General features: G+C 68.9%; 24 protein-coding genes. 5 read left to right on the top strand and 19 right to left on the bottom strand.

All coding sequences use genetic code 11. The features are described from left to right. Positions 1 to 746 precede the first annotated feature (746 nt). The 6 genes from ABT061_RS02710 to ABT061_RS02685 all read right to left on the bottom strand — a co-directional run bounded on the left by ABT061_RS02710 (position 747) and on the right by ABT061_RS02685 (position 6020). On the bottom strand, positions 747 to 983 hold the full coding sequence (locus ABT061_RS02710; RefSeq protein WP_350911900.1) for a DUF397 domain-containing protein: 237 nt from the start codon (positions 981 to 983) through the stop codon (positions 747 to 749). Between the two features lie 255 nt (positions 984 to 1238). Next, entirely contained in the window at positions 1239 to 2888 is a 1650-nt protein-coding gene (gene mctP / locus ABT061_RS02705; protein ID WP_350911898.1) for a monocarboxylate uptake permease MctP, read from the bottom strand. Then, on the bottom strand, positions 2885 to 3175 hold the full coding sequence (locus tag ABT061_RS02700; protein ID WP_350911896.1) for a DUF3311 domain-containing protein: 291 nt from the start codon (positions 3173 to 3175) through the stop codon (positions 2885 to 2887). Before ABT061_RS02700 ends, mctP begins: the two co-directional genes overlap by 4 nt. Before the next feature lie 137 nt (positions 3176 to 3312). Further along, positions 3313 to 3498, bottom strand: a complete 186-nt coding sequence (locus ABT061_RS02695; protein WP_350911894.1) for a YbdD/YjiX family protein — start codon at positions 3496 to 3498, stop codon at positions 3313 to 3315. Continuing rightward, positions 3495 to 5672 (bottom strand): carbon starvation CstA family protein, encoded by a 2178-nt coding sequence (locus ABT061_RS02690; protein WP_350911892.1) that lies wholly within the window; start codon positions 5670 to 5672, stop codon positions 3495 to 3497. The genes ABT061_RS02695 and ABT061_RS02690 overlap by 4 nt, the downstream gene beginning before the upstream one ends. 93 nt (positions 5673 to 5765) lie before the next feature. Then, the gene (locus ABT061_RS02685; protein ID WP_350911890.1) at positions 5766 to 6020 is read right to left on the bottom strand and encodes a DUF3311 domain-containing protein; all 255 of its coding nucleotides are present in this window, start codon (positions 6018 to 6020) and stop codon (positions 5766 to 5768) included. 163 nt (positions 6021 to 6183) lie between these two features. Between ABT061_RS02685 and ABT061_RS02680 the strand changes: the two genes are divergently transcribed. The 3 genes from ABT061_RS02680 to ABT061_RS02670 all read left to right on the top strand — a co-directional run bounded on the left by ABT061_RS02680 (position 6184) and on the right by ABT061_RS02670 (position 8629). Further along, positions 6184 to 7716, top strand: coding sequence for a sodium:solute symporter family protein (locus ABT061_RS02680; RefSeq protein ID WP_350911888.1), 1533 nt, complete (start codon positions 6184 to 6186; stop codon positions 7714 to 7716). Between the two features lie 62 nt (positions 7717 to 7778). Continuing rightward, positions 7779 to 8330: a SigE family RNA polymerase sigma factor gene (locus tag ABT061_RS02675; protein WP_350911886.1), complete on the top strand. Its 552-nt coding sequence runs from the start codon at positions 7779 to 7781 to the stop codon at positions 8328 to 8330. After that, the gene (locus tag ABT061_RS02670; RefSeq protein WP_350911884.1) at positions 8327 to 8629 is read left to right on the top strand and encodes a hypothetical protein; all 303 of its coding nucleotides are present in this window, start codon (positions 8327 to 8329) and stop codon (positions 8627 to 8629) included. The genes ABT061_RS02675 and ABT061_RS02670 overlap by 4 nt, the downstream gene beginning before the upstream one ends. A gap of 211 nt (positions 8630 to 8840) precedes the next feature. Here ABT061_RS02670 and ABT061_RS02665 read toward each other — a convergent pair whose 3' ends face one another. The 4 genes from ABT061_RS02665 to ABT061_RS02650 all read right to left on the bottom strand — a co-directional run bounded on the left by ABT061_RS02665 (position 8841) and on the right by ABT061_RS02650 (position 12038). Further along, on the bottom strand, positions 8841 to 8966 hold the full coding sequence (locus ABT061_RS02665; RefSeq protein ID WP_350911882.1) for a hypothetical protein: 126 nt from the start codon (positions 8964 to 8966) through the stop codon (positions 8841 to 8843). A 96-nt stretch (positions 8967 to 9062) separates the two neighbouring features. Continuing rightward, positions 9063 to 9566 carry a 5-(carboxyamino)imidazole ribonucleotide mutase gene (gene purE, locus ABT061_RS02660; protein WP_350911880.1) on the bottom strand — a complete coding sequence of 168 codons (504 nt, stop codon included), beginning with the start codon at positions 9564 to 9566 and terminating at the stop codon, positions 9063 to 9065. A gap of 175 nt (positions 9567 to 9741) precedes the next feature. Continuing rightward, entirely contained in the window at positions 9742 to 10899 is a 1158-nt protein-coding gene (locus ABT061_RS02655; RefSeq protein ID WP_350911878.1) for a 5-(carboxyamino)imidazole ribonucleotide synthase, read from the bottom strand. A 194-nt stretch (positions 10900 to 11093) separates the two neighbouring features. Next, positions 11094 to 12038 carry a DUF8094 domain-containing protein gene (locus tag ABT061_RS02650; protein WP_350911876.1) on the bottom strand — a complete coding sequence of 315 codons (945 nt, stop codon included), beginning with the start codon at positions 12036 to 12038 and terminating at the stop codon, positions 11094 to 11096. Positions 12039 to 12324: 286 nt separating this feature from the next. Here ABT061_RS02650 and ABT061_RS02645 point away from each other — a divergent pair, with 286 nt between their 5' ends. Next, complete coding sequence (locus tag ABT061_RS02645; protein WP_350911874.1) at positions 12325 to 12858, top strand: GtrA family protein; 534 nt, start codon at positions 12325 to 12327, stop codon at positions 12856 to 12858. A 7-nt stretch (positions 12859 to 12865) separates the two neighbouring features. Here ABT061_RS02645 and ABT061_RS02640 read toward each other — a convergent pair whose 3' ends face one another. The 9 genes from ABT061_RS02640 to ABT061_RS02600 form a co-directional block, all read right to left on the bottom strand. Beyond that, positions 12866 to 14143 carry an ATP-binding protein gene (locus ABT061_RS02640; protein ID WP_350911872.1) on the bottom strand — a complete coding sequence of 426 codons (1278 nt, stop codon included), beginning with the start codon at positions 14141 to 14143 and terminating at the stop codon, positions 12866 to 12868. 3 nt (positions 14144 to 14146) lie between these two features. Continuing rightward, on the bottom strand, positions 14147 to 14815 hold the full coding sequence (locus ABT061_RS02635) for a response regulator transcription factor (RefSeq protein WP_012888073.1): 669 nt from the start codon (positions 14813 to 14815) through the stop codon (positions 14147 to 14149). A gap of 251 nt (positions 14816 to 15066) precedes the next feature. Continuing rightward, a complete protein-coding gene (gene bfr, locus ABT061_RS02630; protein ID WP_350911870.1) occupies positions 15067 to 15549 on the bottom strand; it encodes a bacterioferritin in 483 nt (160 codons plus the stop codon). A gap of 15 nt (positions 15550 to 15564) precedes the next feature. Beyond that, positions 15565 to 15762 (bottom strand): (2Fe-2S)-binding protein, encoded by a 198-nt coding sequence (locus tag ABT061_RS02625; RefSeq protein ID WP_350911868.1) that lies wholly within the window; start codon positions 15760 to 15762, stop codon positions 15565 to 15567. A gap of 177 nt (positions 15763 to 15939) precedes the next feature. Next, complete coding sequence (locus ABT061_RS02620; protein WP_350911866.1) at positions 15940 to 16557, bottom strand: MBL fold metallo-hydrolase; 618 nt, start codon at positions 16555 to 16557, stop codon at positions 15940 to 15942. After that, a complete protein-coding gene (locus tag ABT061_RS02615; protein WP_350911864.1) occupies positions 16554 to 17639 on the bottom strand; it encodes an S-(hydroxymethyl)mycothiol dehydrogenase in 1086 nt (361 codons plus the stop codon). The genes ABT061_RS02620 and ABT061_RS02615 overlap by 4 nt, the downstream gene beginning before the upstream one ends. A gap of 90 nt (positions 17640 to 17729) precedes the next feature. After that, a complete protein-coding gene (locus ABT061_RS02610; protein WP_350911862.1) occupies positions 17730 to 18767 on the bottom strand; it encodes an adenylate/guanylate cyclase domain-containing protein in 1038 nt (345 codons plus the stop codon). A 3-nt stretch (positions 18768 to 18770) separates the two neighbouring features. Continuing rightward, a complete protein-coding gene (locus ABT061_RS02605; RefSeq protein ID WP_350911860.1) occupies positions 18771 to 19289 on the bottom strand; it encodes a PH domain-containing protein in 519 nt (172 codons plus the stop codon). Positions 19290 to 19322: 33 nt separating this feature from the next. Then, positions 19323 to 20147 (bottom strand): biotin--[acetyl-CoA-carboxylase] ligase, encoded by an 825-nt coding sequence (locus tag ABT061_RS02600; protein WP_350911858.1) that lies wholly within the window; start codon positions 20145 to 20147, stop codon positions 19323 to 19325. Positions 20148 to 20300: 153 nt separating this feature from the next. On the opposite strand from ABT061_RS02600, the gene fdhD reads away from it, so the two are divergent. Further along, on the top strand, positions 20301 to 21188 hold the full coding sequence (fdhD, locus tag ABT061_RS02595; RefSeq protein ID WP_350911856.1) for a formate dehydrogenase accessory sulfurtransferase FdhD: 888 nt from the start codon (positions 20301 to 20303) through the stop codon (positions 21186 to 21188). The last annotated feature ends 43 nt before the right edge of the window (positions 21189 to 21231 follow it).

The following is a 21231-nucleotide window of genomic DNA, read 5'->3' as shown; positions in this document are numbered from 1 at the left end:
AGGTGAACGAGTGCGATCAGCCGACGAGCACCGCGCGGGGCCGGAACGACAGAGGATCCTCGGAGTGGGAGGACGGCGCGAACCGTCTTCGAACACGGCTACGGGTTCCCGGCATGTGCCGGGAACCCGTTCGAATGCGTGTTGACCGTTCGAGAGCCTCGTCGCTCACCACCACCAGCCCCAGTGACGCCTGCGCCAGTGGCGGCGATGGAAGCGGCGGCGCCTCCAGCCGCAGCATTCGACCCGCCCCCCTGCAGGAAAGATCATGTTGAAGTTCATAAGCCCTCCTCATGTCAATCCTTCGAATCCACCAGTAATCACAATATTCGCAATATCCATATAAACTCACAAAAAAACCCATAATTTAGTATAAGAATGCTTTTGGGGAATATTGTATTTTCAAAAACGCGCGGCCGATCTCACCCGCGCGGCCGGCCCCTCAGCCTCGGCTTTCCTGGCCGATCGGACGTTCACCCAGGTCAGGGTGGGTAACCCGGATTCCGGAAGGCACCGGTCGTGGGAGCTCCGCCCCCTTCAAAGCCAGGGAAAGGAATCGCGCCGGGGAGCCGGGCAGGACCCGGCCGCACAGACCCGGAAGGCCGGACGGGCCGCCATACGGGCGAAGCCGGCGAGGAAGAGCTACAGGCCCGGCCACCCGGACCGGAAAGACCGGACCGAGACCGGCTACCTGGACCGCCGAACGAAAAGACCCCCGTCTCGGACGGGGGTCTTCGGGCCTGGCTCCGTCAGTTGTCGAACTCGCCGAGTTTCACGCCGCCGACGAAGGCGTCCCACTCCGAACGGGTGAAGAACAGCTTCGGGCCGTCCGGGTTCTTGGAGTCGCGCAGCACGTAGAGGGGACCGGCTCCGGCCTTGTGCCCCTCGTCGAGGTCGTCGATCACGGCCACCTCGACACAGTCTTCACCGGTGTCGCCACCCGGAGCCGCCTTGCGCCAGACGGCGTTGCTCAGGTCCGCGTCCATGTGTCCATCACCTTCGTCTTGAGGTCGATGCTCGCTCGCGGGGGCGAGGCCTCCGTGCGGAGCTCTTCGAAACGGGTGCAGATCCAGGCGACGTCTCGGGAACGGTCGGTGACATGCCCTTCGACGGCGCGGTCCACATACACAGTATCCGGACCGCCCCGGCAGGTCCCCGGTATCGGCACCGCTCCCAGATCTCGTACGGAACGGGGCGGCCGGCGGGCCTTCGAACGGGCTGCCGGTGGTCGGGAGTCCTTCTCACCGGATGAGCTCCCGGATGGGTTCGACGCGTGGGTCGTCGATGTCCGCGTGGTAGTCGTCGGCCGAGGTCTGGTCGCGGCCCGCCGGCCGTTTCGCCGCCCGGAACGCGAGGGTGGCGGCCACGCTGACGGCCGCGTTCAGCACGCAGGCGGTCAGGGCGACGTAGCCGAGACGGCCGTCGCCGATGATCGGGATCTCCGCGAGCGATCCGCCGAAGTGCCTGCCGGTTCCGGGGTTGACGATGCCGTACGCGGTGACGGTGCCGTACACCATGCCGAACGCCCAGCCGACGAGCAGCGCTCCGGGGTGGAACCAGCGGGTGTAGAGCCCGACCACGATCGCCGGGAAGGTCTGCAGGATCCAGATTCCGCCGAGGAGCTGGAAGTCCAGCGCGAACTTCCTGTCGAGGAACAGCACGAAGGCCAGCGCTCCGAACTTGACGAGAAGGGAGGCCGCCTTGGAGACGCGCAGCTCGTCCTGGGAACTCGCGTCCGGCCTGATGAACTCGCGATAGACGTTACGGCTGAAGAGGTTGGCGGCGGCGATGGACATGATCGCGGCGGGTACAAGCGCGCTGATGGCTATGGTGGCCAGGGCGATACCGCTGAACCAGCTCGGGAACAGGTCCACGAAGAGCCGCGGGATCGCGAGCTGGGGGTTGGGCTGACCGTCCATGCCGACAGGGCGCGTACCGGCCGCGATCGCGAAGAAGCCGAGCAGCGCGAACAGGCCGAGAACCAGCGTGAAGGCCGGCAGAAGTGCGGCACTGCGGCGCACGACGTCCCGGCTTCTGGTCGCGAGCACGGTGGTGACCGTGTGCGGATACACCACCAGTGCCATCGCCGACCCGAGGGCCAGCGTGGCGTACGGCCAGAAACCGCTCGCTCCCGGGATGAAGACCCCGGTCGGTCGCCCCGTCTTCGGGTCGGGCGCCGCCATCCTCCCCTGGGCCGAGGCGAAGATCGTCTCAAAGCCGCCCAGCCGTGGGAGCAGGACGACGAACGCGACCGTCACGACGAGGCACAGCAGAAAGGCCTTCAGGACGGCGATGAGCGCGGGTGCCCGGAGCCCGCTGACGTAGGTGAAGGCGGCCAGCACGGCAAAGGCGACGGCGAGAGGCAGATCGTTGACGAGGGGGTTGCTGCTCCCCAGGCCGAGCACCTCGAACACGGCCTGGATCCCCACCAGTTGCAACGCGATGTAGGGCAGGGTGGCCAGCAGTCCGGTCAGGGCCACCGCCAGTGCGAGCCCCCTGCTCCGGTAGCGTCCGCGCACGAAGTCGGCGGGAGTGACATAGCCGTGCCGATGGGCCACCGACCACAGGCGCGGCATGACAGTGAAGATCAACGGATACACGATGATGGTGTAGGGGACGGCGAAGAAGCCGCTCACCGCGCCCGAGGCGAACATCGCCGCCGGTATCGCGATGAACGTGTAGGCCGTGTAGATGTTGCCGCCCAGGAGCAGCCACGAGGAGAGGGTGCCGAAGCCCCGGTCGGCCAGCCCCCACTGGTCCAGCGCGTTCACGGTGCCCGTGATGTGGCGGCCCTTCCTGCCCTGGACCGCGGCGAACCCCATGACCGTGACGATCAGAAAGAAGATCACGAGGATCGTGAGAGCGGTCCAGTCGATGCCGTCTCGGTTCATCGGATTCCCTCTCCGCGATCGGCGGGCCGGTGCGCGCCGGTGCGCACCGGGCGGGAGGTCGTGTGGAGGTAGGCGCACCAGGTGAGGCCGGAGGACAGGAAAATCCACAGGAACTGGTACCAGTAGAAGAACGGGAGGCCGAACAACCGTGGCTCCGCACCCGCGTAACCTCCGACCCAGAGCAGCGCCGGGAAGGGCATCCACAGCGCCACGGTGCTCAGCTTCGCCCAGGGGCCGGAGGTCCTGGACCTGACCGGCCGGGCCGGTGGTGACGATGGAGTTGCCACGTCGTCTCCTGAAGTGTCGTCGTCTCCCCCGAGGTGAGGACAGGGCGCCGGCCCCCTCCCACCCGCTCGCCCGAGGGTGGTGGGCGAACGAGCGGGAGGGGCCGGCGGGGATGGTGGATAGGGTGACGGATCCCGCCTCAGCAGCACCGGATGCCGGGACTCTTCTCCCGCAGGTCGGATCGGTGCCGCTCGAACTCCCGCCGTGACAGCGGAGGTGAGTGCGGATGGGATCGGTGCTGGGCGAGGTACCGGTCGTATTCACCGGAACCGGTGAGTTCGCGCAGGTACCAGCGGGCGAAGCGCAGCAGGGAGGCCGCGGTCATGATCGCTCGCTGTCCGCTCCGTTGCTCCCCGCCCCCACCTCGGCCAGCTCGCGCCGTTCCGCCGCGGTGGCGAACAACCCCGCGGGTGCCACGATGCTGGATTCGACATAGGGCGCCTCTGCCGTCGGCAGGGGGTTACGGGACAGTATGGCGCGCCGGCACACGACCACGGCGTTGCAGACGACGATGATGACCAGCAGCGCGAACATCGCCGCCAGCACGCCGTCGACCGTGGAGTTGACGACGACCGCCTGCATGTCGTCGAGGTTCTTGGCGGGCGCGATCACCTTCCCCGCGGCCAGCGCGTCGGCGTACCGTTCCCGCTGGGCGAAGAAGCCGATCTTGGGGTCATCGTGGAAGACCTTCTGCCAGCTGGCGGTCATCGTCACCGCCAAGTCCCAGACCAGCGGTATGCCGGTGACCCACGCCCACTTGAGCTTGCCCGACTTGATCAGGATCGTGGTGCCGAGGGTCAGCGCGATGGCGATCAGGAGCTGGTTGGAGAGGCCGAACAGCGGGTAGAGCTGGTTGATGCCGCCCAGCGGGTTGGTGACGCCGGTGTACAGGAAGTAGCCCCAGGCCAGCACGACCGCGGCGCTGGCGCCCCACAGGCCGGGCTTCCAGCTCACCCGCCCGATCGGCTTCCAGACGTTGCCGAGCGTGTCCTGAAGCATGAAGCGGGCGACGCGGGTGCCGGCGTCCACGGTGGTCAGGATGAACAGCGCCTCGAACATGATCGCGAAGTGGTACCAGAACGCCTTGAACGCGGCGCCGCCGAAGATCCCGGACAGGATCTCAGAGATGCCGACGGCGAGGGTGGGGGCACCGCCGGTGCGGGCGATCACGGTCTGCTCCTGGACCGCCGCCGCAGCGGCGCGCAGGTCGTCCGGGGTGATGACGAAGCCCAGCTTCGTGACGGCGGCCGCCGCGCTCTCGGGGGTGGTGCCGAGCAGGGCGATGGGCGAGTTCATCGCGTAGTAGAGGCCGGGTTCGAGCGCGCACGCGGCGATCAGCGCCATGATGGCGACGAACGACTCCATGAGCATCGCGCCGTAGCCGACCAGACGGACCTGCGACTCCTTCTGGATCATCTTCGGGGTGGTGCCGGAGGCGATGAGCGAGTGGAAGCCTGACATCGCGCCGCAGGTGATGGTGATGAACAGGAACGGGAACAGCGACCCGGCGAAGACCGGCCCGGTGCCGCTGAGCGCGAACTTGGTGATCGCCTCGTTCTGCAGGTGCGGCGCCGCGATGACCACGCCGACCGCGAGCAGCCCGATCGTGCCGATCTTCATGAACGTCGACAGGTAGTCGCGCGGCGTCAGCAGCATCCACACCGGCAGGACGGAGGCCAGGAAGCCGTAGACCACCAGGCAGATGACCAGCGTCTCCGGGCTCAGCGTGAAGGCGTCGGCCCAGGCCGAGTTCTGGACCCAGCCGCCGCCCGCGATGGCCAGCAGCAGGAGCACGACCCCGATCACCGTGGTCTCCATGACCCGCCCCGGCCGCAGAACGCGCTGGTAGAAGCCCATGAAAAGGGCGATGGGGATGGTCATCGCGATGGAGAAGGTGCCCCACGGCGAGTGCGCGAGCGCGTTCACCACCACCAGGGAGAGCACCGCGAGCAAGATGATCATGATGGCGAACACCGCGACCAGCGCGGCGGTCCCGCCCACCGGGCCGATCTCCTCGCGCACCATCTGGCCCAGGCTCTTGCCGTCGCGGCGCATCGAGAAGAACAGGGTGACCATGTCCTGGACCGCCCCGGCCATGATGACCCCGACGATGATCCATATGGTCCCCGGCAGGTATCCCATCTGCGCGGCGAGGATCGGGCCCACCAGCGGCCCGGCACCGGCGATGGCGGCGAAGTGGTGGCCGAACAGCACCCGCCGGTCGGTCGGATGGTAGTCGACCCCGTTGTCCAGCCGTTCGGCGGGAGTCGCGCGACGGTCGTCGACGCCGAGCACCCGGCGGGCGATGAACCGGGAGTAGAACCGGTAGGCGATCGCGTACGAACCGAGGGCGGCGGCCACCAGCCAGACCGCCGAGATCTCCTCTCCTTGGGACAGGGCGATGGCCCCCCAGGCGACCGCGCCCACCAGGGCGACCGCCGTCCATATGAGGATCTGCTTGGGGGTTGATCTCGATTTCGTGATGCCGTTTTCGGGCATGGCTGATTCTCCTGAACTCAGGGCATGGCAGAACAGCGCGGTACTACGAGGGAAAAGTCGCCCGGAGATCCGAGCAGGGTGATGTGGTCGGTGTTACCGGCGACGCCGGTCGTGGGTGAGATGACGATCGCGAGGCGGGCGTTCCGCGCTACGTCTCAGGACGTAGGCGATGGCCATGAACACCACGCTCCCCGGCACCCAGATGAGCTGGTACCAGAAGAAGAATTTCATTCCGGCCAGATGTGGCGCGTCGTAGGAATACCAGGGCACCCACAGGAGCGCCACGATGGGCAGGGCCAGACAGATACCGGCCGCGAAACGTCGCGCCCGCCGCGTCGGCTTCACCATCGTCGTCCTCCGGAATGTTCCCGCGTTCTTGTTGCAAGGGTTGCCGGCGGGTCCGGTCTGGTTTACACAGATTTCGGGGATGTTTCGTGTCAACCAACCGTGCGGATTACGCAACCTAGGGGTACTGCCAGGGCGTAGTGGACGGTGGCCGATGATCGATCCGATGAGTACGGCGACGTTCCTCGCCGTGCTCGGCAGCACCTCTCTGCTCGCGGTCGCCGCGCGCTGGTTCCGGCCGTCTCCCGAGCTGCCCACCCTGGAGGACTGGGCGCTGGCGCACCGCCAGTTCGGCACCCCGACGACGTGGTTCCTGCTCGGCGGGACGATATACACGGCCTACACGTTCGCCGCCGTACCGGGCCTGGTGTACGGCACGGGCGCGCTCGGGTTCTTCGCCCTGCAGTACACCGTGATCATGTGCCCGCTGGCGTTCGTGCTGCTCCCCCGGCTCTGGTCGGCGGCGCGCCGGCACGGGTACATCACCCCTGCCGACTTCGTCCGGGGACGCTATGGCTCCCCCGCCCTCGCACTGGTCGTCGCGGCGACCGGCGTGCTGGCGACCATGCCCTACATCGCGCTGCAACTGGTGGGCATCCGTTCGATCCTGTCCGCCGTCGGGCTGTATCCGAGGGGGGTGCTCGGCGACCTCGCGCTGGTCGCCGTGTTCGCGGTCCTCGCCGTGTCGACCTACCGGCACGGGCTGCGCGCGCCGGCGATCATCTCGCTGATGAAGGGCGCGGCCGTCTTCTGCTCGATCCTGGCCGTCTCCTTCCTCGTCCTCGACCGGTTCGGCGGACCCGGGCCGATGTTCGACAGCGCGGAGCGCGCGCTGTCCGGCGGGGAGGCGACTCAGGCGTCGTTGACGCTCGATCCGAGCCAGTTCCCCGTCTACGCCACCCTGGCTCTCGGCTCGGCCCTCGCCCTGCTGATGTACCCCCACGTGCTGACGGCCGCCTTCGCCGCGTCCGGCCCGGACACGCTGCGCCGCGCGGTGGTGGCGCTGCCCCTGTGGACGGCGGTGCTCGGGCTGTTCGCCATGCTCGGCGTCGCGGCGCTCGCGGCGGGCATCCAGCCCCCGTCCACCGGCGCGGAGACCGCCGTCCCCCTGCTCGTCAAGGATCTGATGCCCGCCGCCCTCACCGGTCTGGTCTTCGGCGCTCTCGCCGTGGGCGCGCTCGTACCGGCGGCGGTCATGTCGATCGCGGTGGCGACCTCGTTCGTCCGCAACATCTACGTCGAGTACTTCCATCCGACCGCCACGCCCAAGCACCAGACACGGATCGCCCAGATGGTCTCGCTCAGCACCAAGGTCGGGGCGGTCGTCTTCGTGTTCGGACTGCGCAACCAGGACGCCATCAATCTTCAGCTGCTGGGCGGCGTCTGGATCCTGCAGACCTTCCCCGCCGTGGCCCTCGGGGTGTTCACCCGCCGCCTGCACCCCCGGGCGTTACTGGTCGGGTGGATGAGCGGCATGGCCGCGGGCACCCTCCTGGTGGTGCACAGCGGATTCTCCTCGTTGGTGCCCCTGGGCGTGGGCGGCCAGGAGGTGCAGGCATACGCCGCGGTGGTCGCCATGACACTGAATCTCGCCGTCGTCGTGACGCTGACCCCGCTCTTCAACCGAGTGGGCAGATCACACGTTCCGAAACCGAGCTCTCCGGTCCCCATACCCCCCGAAGCGGAGACGATCATATGACCGGAATCCGGCCACCCGCACCATTACCGACGTTCGTCGAATCCGGCTCCGTATCGGTCGACATGCCACCCCCGGCACGGACCGGCGGGCCGTCCGCCGAGGGACCGCCGGTACCCGGCCCGCCGGACACCGGACGTGAGGCCGCGCTGACCCAGCTGTTCGAGACGCACTACACCGGCCTGCTCCGGCTGGCCGTGTTGCTCGGCGCCGACGACGCGGAGGACATCGTCGCCGAGGCGTTCTGTCAGCTGCACCGCCGCTGGAACCGGCTGCGCTCGGCCGAGGCCGCCCTGCCGTACCTGCGCTCGGTGGTCTGCAACCTGACCCGCATGAGACTTCGCCACCTGCAGGTCATCCGCAAGCACACGGATTGGACCACGGGCCTGGAACGGTCGGCTGAAAGCGTCGCCCTGCTCCACGACGACCAGAAGGCGCTCACCGAGGCCCTGCAGCGGCTCTCGGCCCGGCAGCGAGAGGCCCTTGTCCTGCGCTACTGGCTTGGTCTACGCGAAAGCGACATAGCCGAGGCCATGAGCATCTCCTGCGGTGCGGTCAAGGCGCACACCAGCCGCGGCATGGCCACTCTCACCAAGATCATGCAGGAGCGACGATGACGACCGGCCCCGCCAGCACCGAGGACCAGCTACGCGAGGTTCTCGACAAACTCGCCAACGGCGTCCAGCCGGCCCCGGACGCCTACCGCCGGGTCCAGGGCGAATGGCGACGGCGCGAGCGCAGACGCCGGCTCATCCTGGTCATCCTCGTGGTGCTCGTCCTCACGATCGCCGACATCGTGGGGCTGTGGGCGCTGAACCAGTACCAGGACCGGTCGCACATCGCCCCCAGGGAGCCCGTCTCGGCCCGATCGCACGCACCGCCCGCCGACGGCCTGCCAGACCTCCCGCTACGGTGATCGAAGCCAGGTCCGCGCAGTCCCACCCGGCCCGGATCCGGGCAGGCGGCGCCTGATGTCCAACCAGGGCGCCCTCCGCCGCGTCCGGCGTGGCGTTCCCCGCCGGAAACACGGATTCCCGTCGGCCCATGACACCAAGGGCGGGGAAGGTCGCCCCGACGATCTCAGACTCCCGGCCGGGCGCTCGCGATCTTCGTTGCGGAACGGAGCACTAATGCGCGGATACGGAGCTGACGCCGGAGTCGGCGGGCCGATGGCTCTCACCGGCGCCGAAGCTGCCGAACACCGCCAGTACGGCCGTCGTGATCCCGAGGAGGGCGCGGATCGCGTTCCTCATGATTCTCAACCTCCAAAGTCTCTGTCGGCCTCCCCCTTCCCGATGAGTCCTCGTATATCCGTGATGTCACCAAGCCATCGGTCAAAGATGGCGATATCAGGCACCGAGCTGGGCGGCCTCGGCGCGGAGCCTGGCGCCCTTGGCGTGAGCCTGTTCCTTGAGAGCAAGCTGGAACGCCTCCATCTTCGCCCGTAGTCCCTCGTCGGCGGCGGCGAGGATCCGGACGGCCAGCAGGCCCGCGTTGCGGGCGCCGCCGACGGCGACCGTCGCGACCGGGACCCCGGCGGGCATCTGGACTATCGAGAGCAGGGAGTCCATGCCGTCGAGGTATTTCAGCGGGACCGGGACACCGATCACCGGCAGCGGGGTCACCGAGGCGAGCATGCCCGGCAGGTGGGCGGCTCCCCCGGCACCCGCGATGATCACCTTCAGCCCGCGCCCGGCCGCCTGCGCGCCATAAGCGATCATCTCCTCGGGCATCCGGTGCGCGGAGACCACGTCGGCCTCGAACTCCACCCCGAACTCGGCCAGCGCCTCGGCGGCGAGCCTCATCACCGGCCAGTCGGAGTCGCTGCCCATGACGATGCCGACGGTGGTCATGCTCTCTCCTTGCCTCACGGCCCGGGGCCGCGCGCGTTCGCTGTGGTTGCGTGGCCCCCGCGGGTGCGGTGGCGCTCCGTGCTGTCGGGGCCGTGACGGTGCGGCGGTGCCCCGGATGGGTGGGCGACCGGCCTGCGGGCTCGGACGCGTTTCCCCCCGATGAGACCCGCTGGGCTCAGGTGTATCTTCCCTCGGTGAGGTAGACGGCGGCGTGCCGGGCGCGCGCGCGTACCTCTTCCAGGTCGGTGCCGAGCGCGGTGACATGGCCGATCTTGCGCCCCGGTCGCACCTCCTTGCCGTAGAAGTGAATCTTGATCCCCGGGTCGTGCGCCATCACGTGCTCGTACCGGGAGAAGATGTCGGAGTCGTCACCGCCCAGGAGGTTGGCCATCACCACGACGGGGGCGGCCGGCGCGGGTGAGCCGAGCGGGAGGTCGAGGACCGCGCGCAGGTGCTGCTCGTACTGGGAGGTGCGGGCCCCCTCGATCGTCCAGTGGCCGCTGTTGTGCGGGCGCATGGCCAGCTCGTTGACCACCAGGCCCGAGGAGGTGGCGAACATCTCCACGGCCAGCAGCCCGGTCACGCCCAGTTCCTTGGCGATGTTCAGGGCGATCCGCTGGGCCACCGCGGCCTGCTCGGGATCGAGGCCGGGTGCGGGGGCGAGGACCTCGACGCAGATGCCGTCACGCTGGACGGTCTCCACCACCGGGTAGCTGACTCCCTGGCCGTGCGGCGACCTGGCGACCAGCACGGCGAGCTCCCGCTCGAACGGCACGAACCCCTCGGCCATCAGCGGCACCCCGGAGGCCAGGGGCTCGGCCGCGTCATCCGCGGAGCGGCAGATCCAGACGCCACGCCCGTCGTAACCGCCCCTGATCGCCTTGAGCACCACCGGCCAGCCGTTCTCCGCGGCGAACTCCTCGATGTCGGCGGCCGTCTCGATCCGTCGCCACGGCGGGCACGGGGCGCCGATCCCGGTCAGCCGCTCGCGCATCACCGCCTTGTCCTGGGCGTGTACGAGCGCGTCGGCGCCGGGGTGCACGGCGAAGCCGTCCTCGACCAGGGCACGGATGTGCTCGGTGGGCACGTGCTCGTGGTCGAAGGTGACCGCGTCGCACCCCTTGACGAAGTCGCGCAGGTCCGCCAGGGACCGGTAGTCGCCCAGGCGTACGTCGGCGATCACGCGGGCGGCGCTCTCGTCTGACGAGTTGGCCAGGACCCGAAGCTCGACGCCGAGGGCGATGGCCGCCTGCTGGGTCATCCGGGCCAGCTGGCCCGCTCCGATCACGCCGACGACGGGTCCGATGGGACTGGCCAAGGAAGGGCTGCTCACGGGGGTTAAGTTTACCGGCACGCGGTACGGGGGCGGCTGGTGGGAGGCGCCCGGCCGATCCTGACAGCCGCTCCCGGCGAGGCGGCAGGCCGCCGTGCAGGCGGCTCGCCCGCCAGGAGACCCCCAGCAGGGTCGTACGAGGGAGACCGCCGAAGTCCGTCGGGGGCCCCGTCCCCGAGCCCGTTCCGGGGCTCTCAGCCCGTCGTGAGGGTGGCGAGGCCGCGGCGGAGGCCGGCCGTGGTGAGTTCGGCACCCGTGCCGGCGATCTCGGTGGCGACGAGCACGATCTCGGTCCCGGTCAGCTCGGCCGCCCTGGCACGGCCGGTGAAGCCGCGCAGGTCGGCCTTGCCGTAGATCGGGTGGGCCAGGGAGGATCGGCCGGAACGGGCCCGCTGCCGGTATTCGATCTCCAGGGCGTGGATGACCAGCGCGCCGCCGTCGGGCAGTCGCAGCGCGCGCTGCGGGCCGACGAGCAGGCGGACGTCCGCGGTGAGCCGGTCGGGCCGCACCTTCTGCGGGCGCCCGACCAGCTCGCCGAAGAGGTCGCGTACGGGGTCGTCCTTGGGGAAGGTCACCCCGCTCACCCCCGCGGGGTCGGTCAGGTAGGTCAGATAGCGCTGCGGGACGAGACGGGCTCTGACCCCCATGGCGGGGTCGTCGGTGGGCACCGCCCCCTCGGTCGGCTCGCGGACCTCGCCCCGTATCGGGATGGGGCCCGCGCCCAGCCGCCACTCGCCCCCCTCATGGACGAACAGGAAGTAGGCCGGGTCGGGCTCTCGGGCCAGGGCGACGAACCAGCGGTCGCCGCCGGCCGTGCCGGGCAGGTAGAACTCCGCCTCGGTGTAGGACTTCCTGGCGGGGGCTGGGCGGCCGTTCCGGGTCGCCTCACAGGCACGACCGCCCAGCGCATTCTCCGCCCAGGTGGTGAGCCTGCCGACGGCCGCGCAGTCCCGGTCGCGCCAGGCGTCGTCAAGCTTTCTCAGCAGCGTGAAGGCCTGGATCGCCTCCGCGAGCTCCACCCCGGCGGACGTCTCGCGCGACGGTCCGGCCTCGGGGACGGCGCCTTGCTCGTCTCTCCGCGCGCCACAACCGGTCATCATCGACAGACCGAGGATCAGAGCGAGGAGTCGGCGGCGCAAGGGTTGATCCCCGGGGTAGTGGCCGTCGCGTACGGCAGTCCGTCAGGACCGATCACGGTTCTCCAACGGCATTCCGCGATCTACCGGATTAGCGTAACGTCGGACGAGCCGATTTAACCGGCGTTATGCGATATTTATTGAAATAGCAGTTGATGACGGCTATGTGCACCGGCGGAGCGATGTCGCGCGGACCGTGGCCGAGCACCGGTAACCTGGCTCGACAGTGTTCCAGGTCCTCCAACGTGGCGGATCAGTGGCCGACCCCCGAAAGGACCGTGCAGGAAACGTGGAGTTTCTCCGACACGCCTACCGGCGGCTCGCCGAACTGGCGCGAGAACTGGCCAAGTTCGGCACGATCGGTGCGGTCGCCTTCGTGATCGACACGGGCGGCACCAACCTGCTCCGGTTCGGCATCGGCTGGGGGCCGCTCACCTCCAAGGTCATCGCCACGATCATCGCGGCCACCTTCGCCTACCTCGGCAACCGCTACTGGACCTTCAGGCACCGGGAGCAGAGCGGCCTGGCCCGCGAGTACACCCTGTTCTTCATACTCAACGCCATCGGCCTGCTGATCTCGCTGCTGGTGATCGGCTTCGTGACCTACACCCTGGGCCTGGAAGACGCCCTGAGCTACAACATCGCCATGCTCACCGGCACCGCCCTGGGGACCCTGTTCAGGTTCTGGTCGTACAAGAAGTGGGTCTTCCTGCCCGGTGTCGACGCGAGTCCGCCGGCGGCGTCGAAGAGCCAGGTCAACGGCCACGTGTACCTGCTGAACAAGAGCTCGGAGGAGAACTCGCCGCCGACCCTGCCTCGCTAGGGCACGCTCAGGCGGGCCCCCGGACGATCCGGTTCCTGCCCGTGTCGCCCACCGGGCGCAGGAAGAACGCGAACGCCGCGGGACGCGGCCTTATCAGCTCCAGGCGCCCCCCGTCGGCGGCGGCCAGCGCCCTCGCGAGGGGCAGGCCGAGACCCGTACCGCCGGCCCCGCTCACGTTCCGCTCGAAGATCCTCGGGGCAAGGTCGTCTGGTATGCCCTTGCCCTGGTCCACCACCTCGATCACGATGGACCTGTCCTTGGCGCTGGTGGTCACGGTCACCGTGCCGCCGCCGTGCTCCAGCGAGTTCTCCAGCAGGGTGGAGATCACCTGGCTGATGCCGCCGCCGGTGCCCAGCGCCTGGAGCTCACGCGTACCGGCCAGCCTCAGCTGCCGCCCGACCCTGCGGAACGCCGGGCCCCACTCGATGAACTGCTGGTCGAGCAGCGTGTCGAGTCTGACGCTCTCGGCCTGCGCCTGACGCTGTCGTCTGGCGGTGGCCAGCAACTCGTCGATCACCGCGGTGAGCCGCTCGGCCTGCACGATGGCGGCCTCGCCCTCCTCCTTGACGATCCCCGGCTCGTCCGCGGCGGCGACGATCTCCTCAAGCCTCATGGTCAGGCCGGTGAGCGGGGTGCGGAGTTGGTGGGAGGCGTCGGTCGCGAACTCCCGCTCCCTGGCCAGGAGGTCGGAGATGCGGGTCGCGCTACGGTCGAGCACCTCGGCCACCCGGTCGAGTTCCTGGATGCCGTAGCGGTGCTTGCTCGGCCTCGCGTCACCGGAGCCGAGCCGCTCAGCGATCATCGCAAGGTCGCTGAGCGGTAACGTCAGGCGGCGCGACTGCACGATGGCAAGCCCGACCGCGACCGCGAGAGCAGCCGCGGCGAGCCCCAGGATGAGGAAGAGCCATGCGCGGACCTCACGCTCCACCCCCGTCTTGTCCCGGCTGACCGCGACGTACACGCCGTTCTCCGACTGTGCGTCCGCGGTCATCCTCTGGCTCTCGGGGGGCTCGGTGCCCACCGTTATCACCTGGGGAGGCGTGCCTTTTGCATAGATCTGGATGTAGAGCTGGGAATACTTACGCTCCAGCTGCTGCTCGTCGATGGGCTGATCCTGGATCCGGGCGTACTCGACCTCCCCCAGCAGGCTCTTGGCATGGGAGGTGAGCTGCTGGATCGCCTCCTCCTCGATGAGCCTGTTGACCGCCACAGCGAGGGGAATGCCAAGCAGCAGCACCCCGATGACCGCGACAAGGAGGGTTGAGGAGAGCAGGCGTCGGCGCATTTCCTACTCGCGCTCGAACCTGAAGCCGACCCCTCGAACGGTTGTGATGTATCGGGGCTTGGCGGCGTCGTCACCGAGTTTCCGGCGTAGCCACGAGATGTGCATGTCCAGGGTCTTGGTCGAGCCCCACCAGTTGGTGTCCCACACCTCGCGCATGATCTGCTCGCGGGTGACCACCTTTCCGGCGTCGCGGACCAGGACCCTCAGCAGGTCGAACTCCTTGGTGGTCAGATGCAGCTCCTTGTCGCCCATCCACGCCCGACGGGAGTCGGCGTCGATGCGCACGCCCTGGACCACGGGCGTCTCGGACGTGCCGCGCCGCAGCAGGGCGCGGACGCGCGCCAGCAGCTCGGCGAGGCGGAACGGCTTGGTGACGTAGTCGTCGGCCCCGGCGTCGAGGCCCACCACGGTGTCGACCTCGTCGACGCGGGCGGTGAGGATCAACACCGGAGTTCCATGGCCTTCGGCGCGGATGCGCCTGGCCACCTCCAGGCCGTCCATCTCGGGCAGTCCCAGGTCGAGAACGATCAGGTCGATGCCACCCGACAGAGCCCGCTCCAGAGCCTGCGGGCCGTCAGGGCTCACCTCTACTTGATAACCCTCGCGGCGCAGAGCTCGCGCCAGTGGCTCGGAAATCGAGGTGTCATCCTCGGCGAGTAGTACACAGGTCATGTTGCGATCGTAGGACCTTAGAGGATCGTTTCCCGGGTACAGCGCGCGGTTTGACTCGTCGTTGACCTATCCATTGACCTGGGCAAACACTGATAAATCCCGGATAGTCATCCCGCAACGGCCGAGGGTTTCGGAGTAGGTCTCCCACCTTGGAAGTTCCTCGAAAGCACAGGCGCACCAAAGGATTGACCGGCAAAGCAGAACACGCCCTACCAGAGGGGATCCGGTGGGCGTGTTCTACTTAATTCACCTCAAGACGGTGACGGCGGCTCGGCGTAGCGGGCGAGGTAGAGCTGCTCTCCAAGACTCTCCATCAGACCCAGTTCGGTCTCCAGGTAGTCGATGTGGTGCTCCTCGTCCTCAAGGATCTCCTCGAAGATGCGGGCCGAGGTGACGTCGCCCTTCTCACGCATCAGGATGATGGCGGGCCTCAGCCGGCTGACCACCTCAAGCTCGACGTCCAGGTCTGCGCGGAGCTGCTCCGCGACGGTCTGGCCGATATGCAGGATGCCCAGCTTCTGGTAGTTGGGCAGTCCTTCAAGGAAGAGGATGCGGTCGGTGAGCTTCTCCGCATGCCGCATCTCGTCCATGGACTCTTCGCGAGTGTATTTCGCAAGCTTGGTGTATCCCCAGTTCTCCTGCATCTTGGCGTGCAGGAAGTACTGGTTGATCGCGGTCAGCTCCGCGGTCAACTGCTCGTTGAGCAGCTCGATGATTTTCTTGTCGCCCTGCATGGCGGGCTCCTCGTGCTATGCGGTCGGAATCAGATCCTCAGACCGCTTCAGGATCGCACAGATCTTGCGCACGCAAGAAGCACAGTCGCCACCGGCACCCGTAGCGTCGCGAATCTGGCGCGCGCTCTTCGCCCCTGCCGAGATGCAGTCGTGCACCTCGTTTTCGGTGACCGCGCGGCAGACGCATACATACACGGGGGTGCGACCTCTCATGAGAGTACCATAGGTTAGGCACACCTAAAGTAACTCATTTGGTTAGGCTTGCCTACGTGAGCTACGACACACACCCCTAACCTACCCGTCATCGCCGCGAAGCCTCCATCCCGCACGGCGCCGGACACGCGAACGCGCCCCGGCGCGGGCCGGGGCGCGTCGCGGCGGACTTACCGGTCAGTGTCCCCTGGCCAGCCATTCCTCCAGGTGCCCGGCCTCCTCGCCGATCGAGGTGGAGTCGCCGTGGCCGGTGTACACGGTCGTCTCCGGCGGCAGGGTCAGCAGCCTCCCCTTGATCGACTCGATGATCGTGTCGAAGGAGGAGAAGGACCTCCCGGTCGCGCCGGGACCACCGCGGAACAGGGTGTCGCCGCTGAAGAGCGCGCCGATCTCCGCCCCGTACAGGCAGACCGCGCCCGGAGCGTGACCCGGCGTGTGCAGCACGGTCAGATCCACACCTCCGGCCGAGATCACCTGACCGTCCTTCAGCGGGGTGTACGGCAGGTCGGCGTAGACCATCTCCCACAGCACCTGGTCGGCCGGGTGGAGCAGGATCGGCGCGCCCACCCGCGTGGCGAGGTCGGCCGCCGCGTCGATGTGGTCGTTGTGCGCGTGGGTGCAGACGATGGCCTTCACCTCGCGGTCACCGACCCGCTCGGCGATCGCCGCGGCGTCGTGCGCGGCGTCGATGACGACCACCTCGTCGGCCGAACCGACGATCCAGACGTTGTTGTCGACCTCCCACGTCCCGCCGTCCAGCGAGAAGGTGCCGGAGGTGACCACCTTGTCGATCACAGGACCACCACCGAGCGCAGCACCTCGCCGCGGTGCATCTTCGCGAAGGCGTCCTCGACGTCGCCGAGGCCGATCGTCTCGGAGACGAAGCGGTCCAGGTCGAGCCGTCCCTGCAGGTAGAGGTCGATGAGCATGGGGAAGTCGCGGCTGGGCAGGCAGTCGCCGTACCAGGAGGACTTCAGCGCGCCGCCGCGGCCGAAGACGTCGAGCAGCGGCAGCTCCAGCGTCATCTCCGGAGTCGGCACCCCGACCAGGACCACGGTCCCGGCCAGGTCACGGGCGTAGAACGCCTGCTTGTAGGTCTCCGGGCGGCCGACCGCCTCGATGACCACGTCCGCGCCGTTGCCGCCGGTGAGCTCCCTGACCGACTCGACCATGTCCGAGGTGCGGGAGTTGACCGTGTGGGTGGCGCCGAACTCCTTGGCCCACTCCAGCTTGCGGTCGTCCACGTCCACCGCGATGATCTTCGAGGCGCCCGCCAGCCTGGCGCCGAGGATGGCCGCGTCACCGACGCCGCCGCACCCGATGACCGCCACGCTGTCGCCGCGGGTCACCCCGCCGGTGTTGATCGCGGCGCCCAGGCCCGCCATCACGCCGCAGCCGAGCAGCCCGGCCACCTGCGCCGGCGCGGACGCGTCGACCTTGGTGCACTGCCCGGCCGCGACCAGGGTCTTCTCGATGAAGGCGCCGATGCCCAGGGCGGGGCTGAGCGGCGTGCCGTCCTCCAGGGTCATCTTCTGGGTGGCGTTGTGCGTGTTGAAGCAGTACCAGGGACGGCCGCGCAGGCATGCCCGGCAGTTGCCGCAGACGGCCCGCCAGTTCAGGATCACGAAGTCACCGGGCGCCACCTCCGTGACGCCCGCACCGACGGCCTCGACCACTCCGGCGGCCTCGTGGCCGAGCAGGAACGGGAATTCGTCGTTGATGCCGCCCTCGCGATAGTGCAGGTCCGTGTGACAGACACCACAGGCCTGCACCGTCACCACGGCCTCGCCCGGCCCCGGATCGGGCACGATAACGGTCTCCAGCGAGACGGGCTCGCCCTTGCCACGCGCGACCACGCCTTGGACGGTGTACGGCATGTCCTGCACCTCATCTGTTGCGAAACTCACCGAGCCCCACGGGGCTCGCTTACCGGTTGGACGGCCTTGGAGAAGCCCCCGCCTCAATCATTACTTACCAGCCCTGCGCAGCACGTATGGCTGCACCACCCCCAGACCCCGGGCCGGCCGCCGCCGGATGCGGCCGACCTCGACGCCCGGCGCTCCCTCCAGCGCCTCGGCCAGCTCGCTGTCGACGACGATGGTGCCGGAGCGGGCGATGGCCGTGAGCCTGGCCGCCAGGTTGACCGTGGTCCCGAAGACGTCGCCCATGATGGGCACCACCGGGCCGTACGCCAGTCCGATCCGCACGTCGGGCCCGCCTCTGCGGATGACGTCGACCAGGTCCAGGGCGATCACGGCGGCGGTCCGCGGGTCGGCCGCCGTGAAGAGCACCTCGTCGCCGAGCGTCTTGACCAGCCGTCCCCCGTGCCCGGCGACCACGTCCGAGGCCCGCGCCTCGAAGCGCTCGACGAGCTCGGCCAGGCCCCGCTCGTCCAGCTCGCGGGAGAGCCGGGTGAAGGAGACCATGTCGGCGAAGCCCACCGCGAGGGTGAGCCGGGTCGGCATGATCTCGTCGGTGATATCGGCGATCGTCAGCAGGCGGGTCCCCGCGGCGGCGAGCTGGGCTCGCCAGACGTGGATCAGGACCTGCTCGAAGTCGGGGAGCAGCCGGCGCGCGGTCTCCATGACCCCCGCCAGGTCCTCGTCGGTGGGACGCCGGCCGGGGTCGAGCATGGCACCGATCATGATCTCGGCCTGCCACTGCGCGAGCCTGGCCGTCGTCTGGCCGAGCGCCCTGGCCATCCGGATGACGGTCCGGTCGTCCAGCAGGCCGCTCTCCATCATCATCCGGACCCGCTTGAGCGCCGTCACGTCCGCGTCGGTGAAGGCCACCTCGTCGTCGGGGAGCGTGGCGAACCCCAGCGCGCGCCAGATCCGCTCGGTGAGCTCCTGCGGGAGCTCGGCGAGGCTCGCCACCTGGATCCGGGTGTAGCCGGGAGAGGTGCCGACGAACAGGTGCTCGATCTGCTCGGCCGTGGGACGTCCCGCGAAGATCTCCTCCTCTCCGCCCGCGCCTTCCCCGGGGCCCAGGGGGTTACGCCCCACCGGTCACCGCCCGCCGTGTTCCGATGGCTCCCCGTCGATCGCGTCGTCGAGCGCGCGGAACACCTCGGCCCGCACATCCTGGATCCGCGGGATGTCCCGCAGCGTGATCCGGCCGTGGTCGCCCGCCGACTCGACGACGAGCGTGCCGCAGCCGAGGACCCTCTCCATCAGGGTCTGGTCGGCGCTGACCGTGTTGACCTTCGCCATCGGGATGTCGTCTATGGATTTGTTCAGCACCCCCGTACTGATGGTGAACCGGTGCGAGGTGAGCACGTACGAGGTGTTCTTCCACCTCAGGTACGGCACGAACGACCACACGGTCAGCAGACCGACGGCGACCACGGCCACCGCGATGCGCGCGTAGGAGTCGTATTCGAAGGCGGGCATGAAGAAAACGGCGGCACCGGACCCCGCGATGATCAGAATCAACGCGAGGAACGGGCCTATGAGGCGCTTCCAGTGCGGGTGGAACGACCGGATTCGCCGCTCCCCCTCCGTCATGTGGTGATCGGGTAGACCCATGGGGCAAATCGTGGCACGCCTTCATGCCCCACGTCATGAGCTGTGCGGACGAACATGCACGACGTCTCCCGCGCTGAGCGCGTGTTCCTGCCCCTTGGAGCTGACGAGCAGGTGGCCGGCGCCGTCGACACCGGTGGCCGTGCCGGTGAGCACCCGCTCACCCGGCAGCTCCACCCGGACCTCCTGGCCGACCGTGGCGCTGATCGCGAGATAGGCGGCCCGCAGGCCGCACGCCTCGGCGTCGCCGTCCGCCTCCGACCACTCCCGGTAGTGGAGCTCGATCTCCCGCAGCGCCGCCCGCAGGATCGGGTCGCGGTCGACGCAGACGGCCTTCTCGATGGCCAGGGAGGTGGCGGTCTCCACCGGCAGTTCCTCGGCGCGCACGCTCACGTTGAGCCCGACACCCACGATCACCGCGTTGTCGATCCGCTCGGCGAGCACCCCGGCGACCTTGCGCCCGCCGATCAGCAGGTCGTTGGGCCACTTGAGCCGGACGTCGACCTCGGCGACCTTCCGCACGGCCGACGCGACCGCGAGGGCGACGAGCAGGGACAGCCAGCTCTGCCTGTCCGGGGGCGGGTCGGGGCGCAGGAGCACCGAGAAGGTCAGGCCGGAGCGCGGCGGAACACTCCAGGCCCTGCCGAGCCTGCCGCGCCCGGCGAACTGGGCCTCCGCGACGACGACAGCTCCCTGCCGCGCACCGTCGCGGACGGCCTGCGCGAGGTCGGCGTTGGTCGATCCGGTCCTGGCGACGACGGCGATGTCGGACCAGAGGCCGCCGGGACGGACCAGCGCGCGGGTGAGCGCCGCCTGGGAGAGCGGCGGACGGTCGAGATCAGTGAAGGGCGAGTCGAGCACTTAGCCATCTTGCCTCCCCTAACGACCCCCTGTTACCGAATTAGGGCAATGACCAGGGAATACTGTTAACGAAGTCTGGGTGCGCAGGCGAAGCCCAGCTTTCCAAACGGGGATGAAACCGTTCGGACGGCAGCGAAAAGAGAAAATGACCGCATGAGCAGAGACCTTGACCCGCGGGACGGCATCGAGGTGGAGGCCGTGCGGAGGCCGGGGCCCACCACGCGGGCACGGGTCGGGCAGATGCGCTCGGGGACGCTCCACGAGCGCCGGGACGACCTGGCCACCGAGGAGCCGCTGGAGATCCGGATCCAGGCGGGCGAGGAGCGCCGCACCGTCGCGATCACCATGCGCACCCCGGGGCACGACTTCGAACTGGCCGCCGGGTTCCTGTACGGCGAGGGCGTCGCGGCACCCGCCGACGTGGCGTCCATCGCCTACTGCACGGACGACGACGTGCCGCCCGAGGCCCGCTACAACACGGTGACCGTGCGGCTGCGCGGCGACGCCCTGCCTGATCTGCCGTCGCTCGACCGGCATTTCATGACGTCGAGCGCGTGCGGCGTCTGCGGCACCGCCAGCCTCGACGCCCTGCGTGGCCGCTGCTCACCGCTGCCCGCCGCCGATGACCCGCTGCGCGTCTCCCCTGAGGTCCTGTACGGCCTTCCTGGCCGGCTGAGGCAGGCCCAGGGGGTCTTCGGCAAGACCGGGGGGCTGCACGCGGCCGGGCTGTTCACCGCGGAAGGCGAGCCGCTCGCGGTCCGCGAGGACGTGGGGCGGCACAACGCGGTGGACAAGCTGGTCGGCTGGGCCATGATGACCGGGAGGCTGCCGCTGGGCGGGCACGTGCTCATGGTCAGCGGGCGGACCAGCTACGAGATCATGCAGAAGGCCCTCACCGCGGGCCTGCCCGTCGTCTGCGCGGTCTCCGCGCCCTCCTCCCTGGCCGTCGATCTGGCCAGGGAGTTCGGCATGACGCTGGTCGGCTTCCTGCGCGAGGAGCGCTTCAACCTCTACGCGGGGGCGCACCGCGTCGGCCGGTGAGCGCCGCCCGCCGGCCCGGTGCGGGGCCCGCGGGCGGTGGCGA

Source organism: Streptosporangium sp. NPDC002544, assembly GCF_040295965.1.
In the GTDB taxonomy this organism is placed as follows: Bacteria; Actinomycetota; Actinomycetes; order Streptosporangiales; family Streptosporangiaceae; genus Streptosporangium.
Note: the sequence above shows the minus strand (reverse complement) of the source record. Positions and strands in the feature narration are given on the sequence as shown.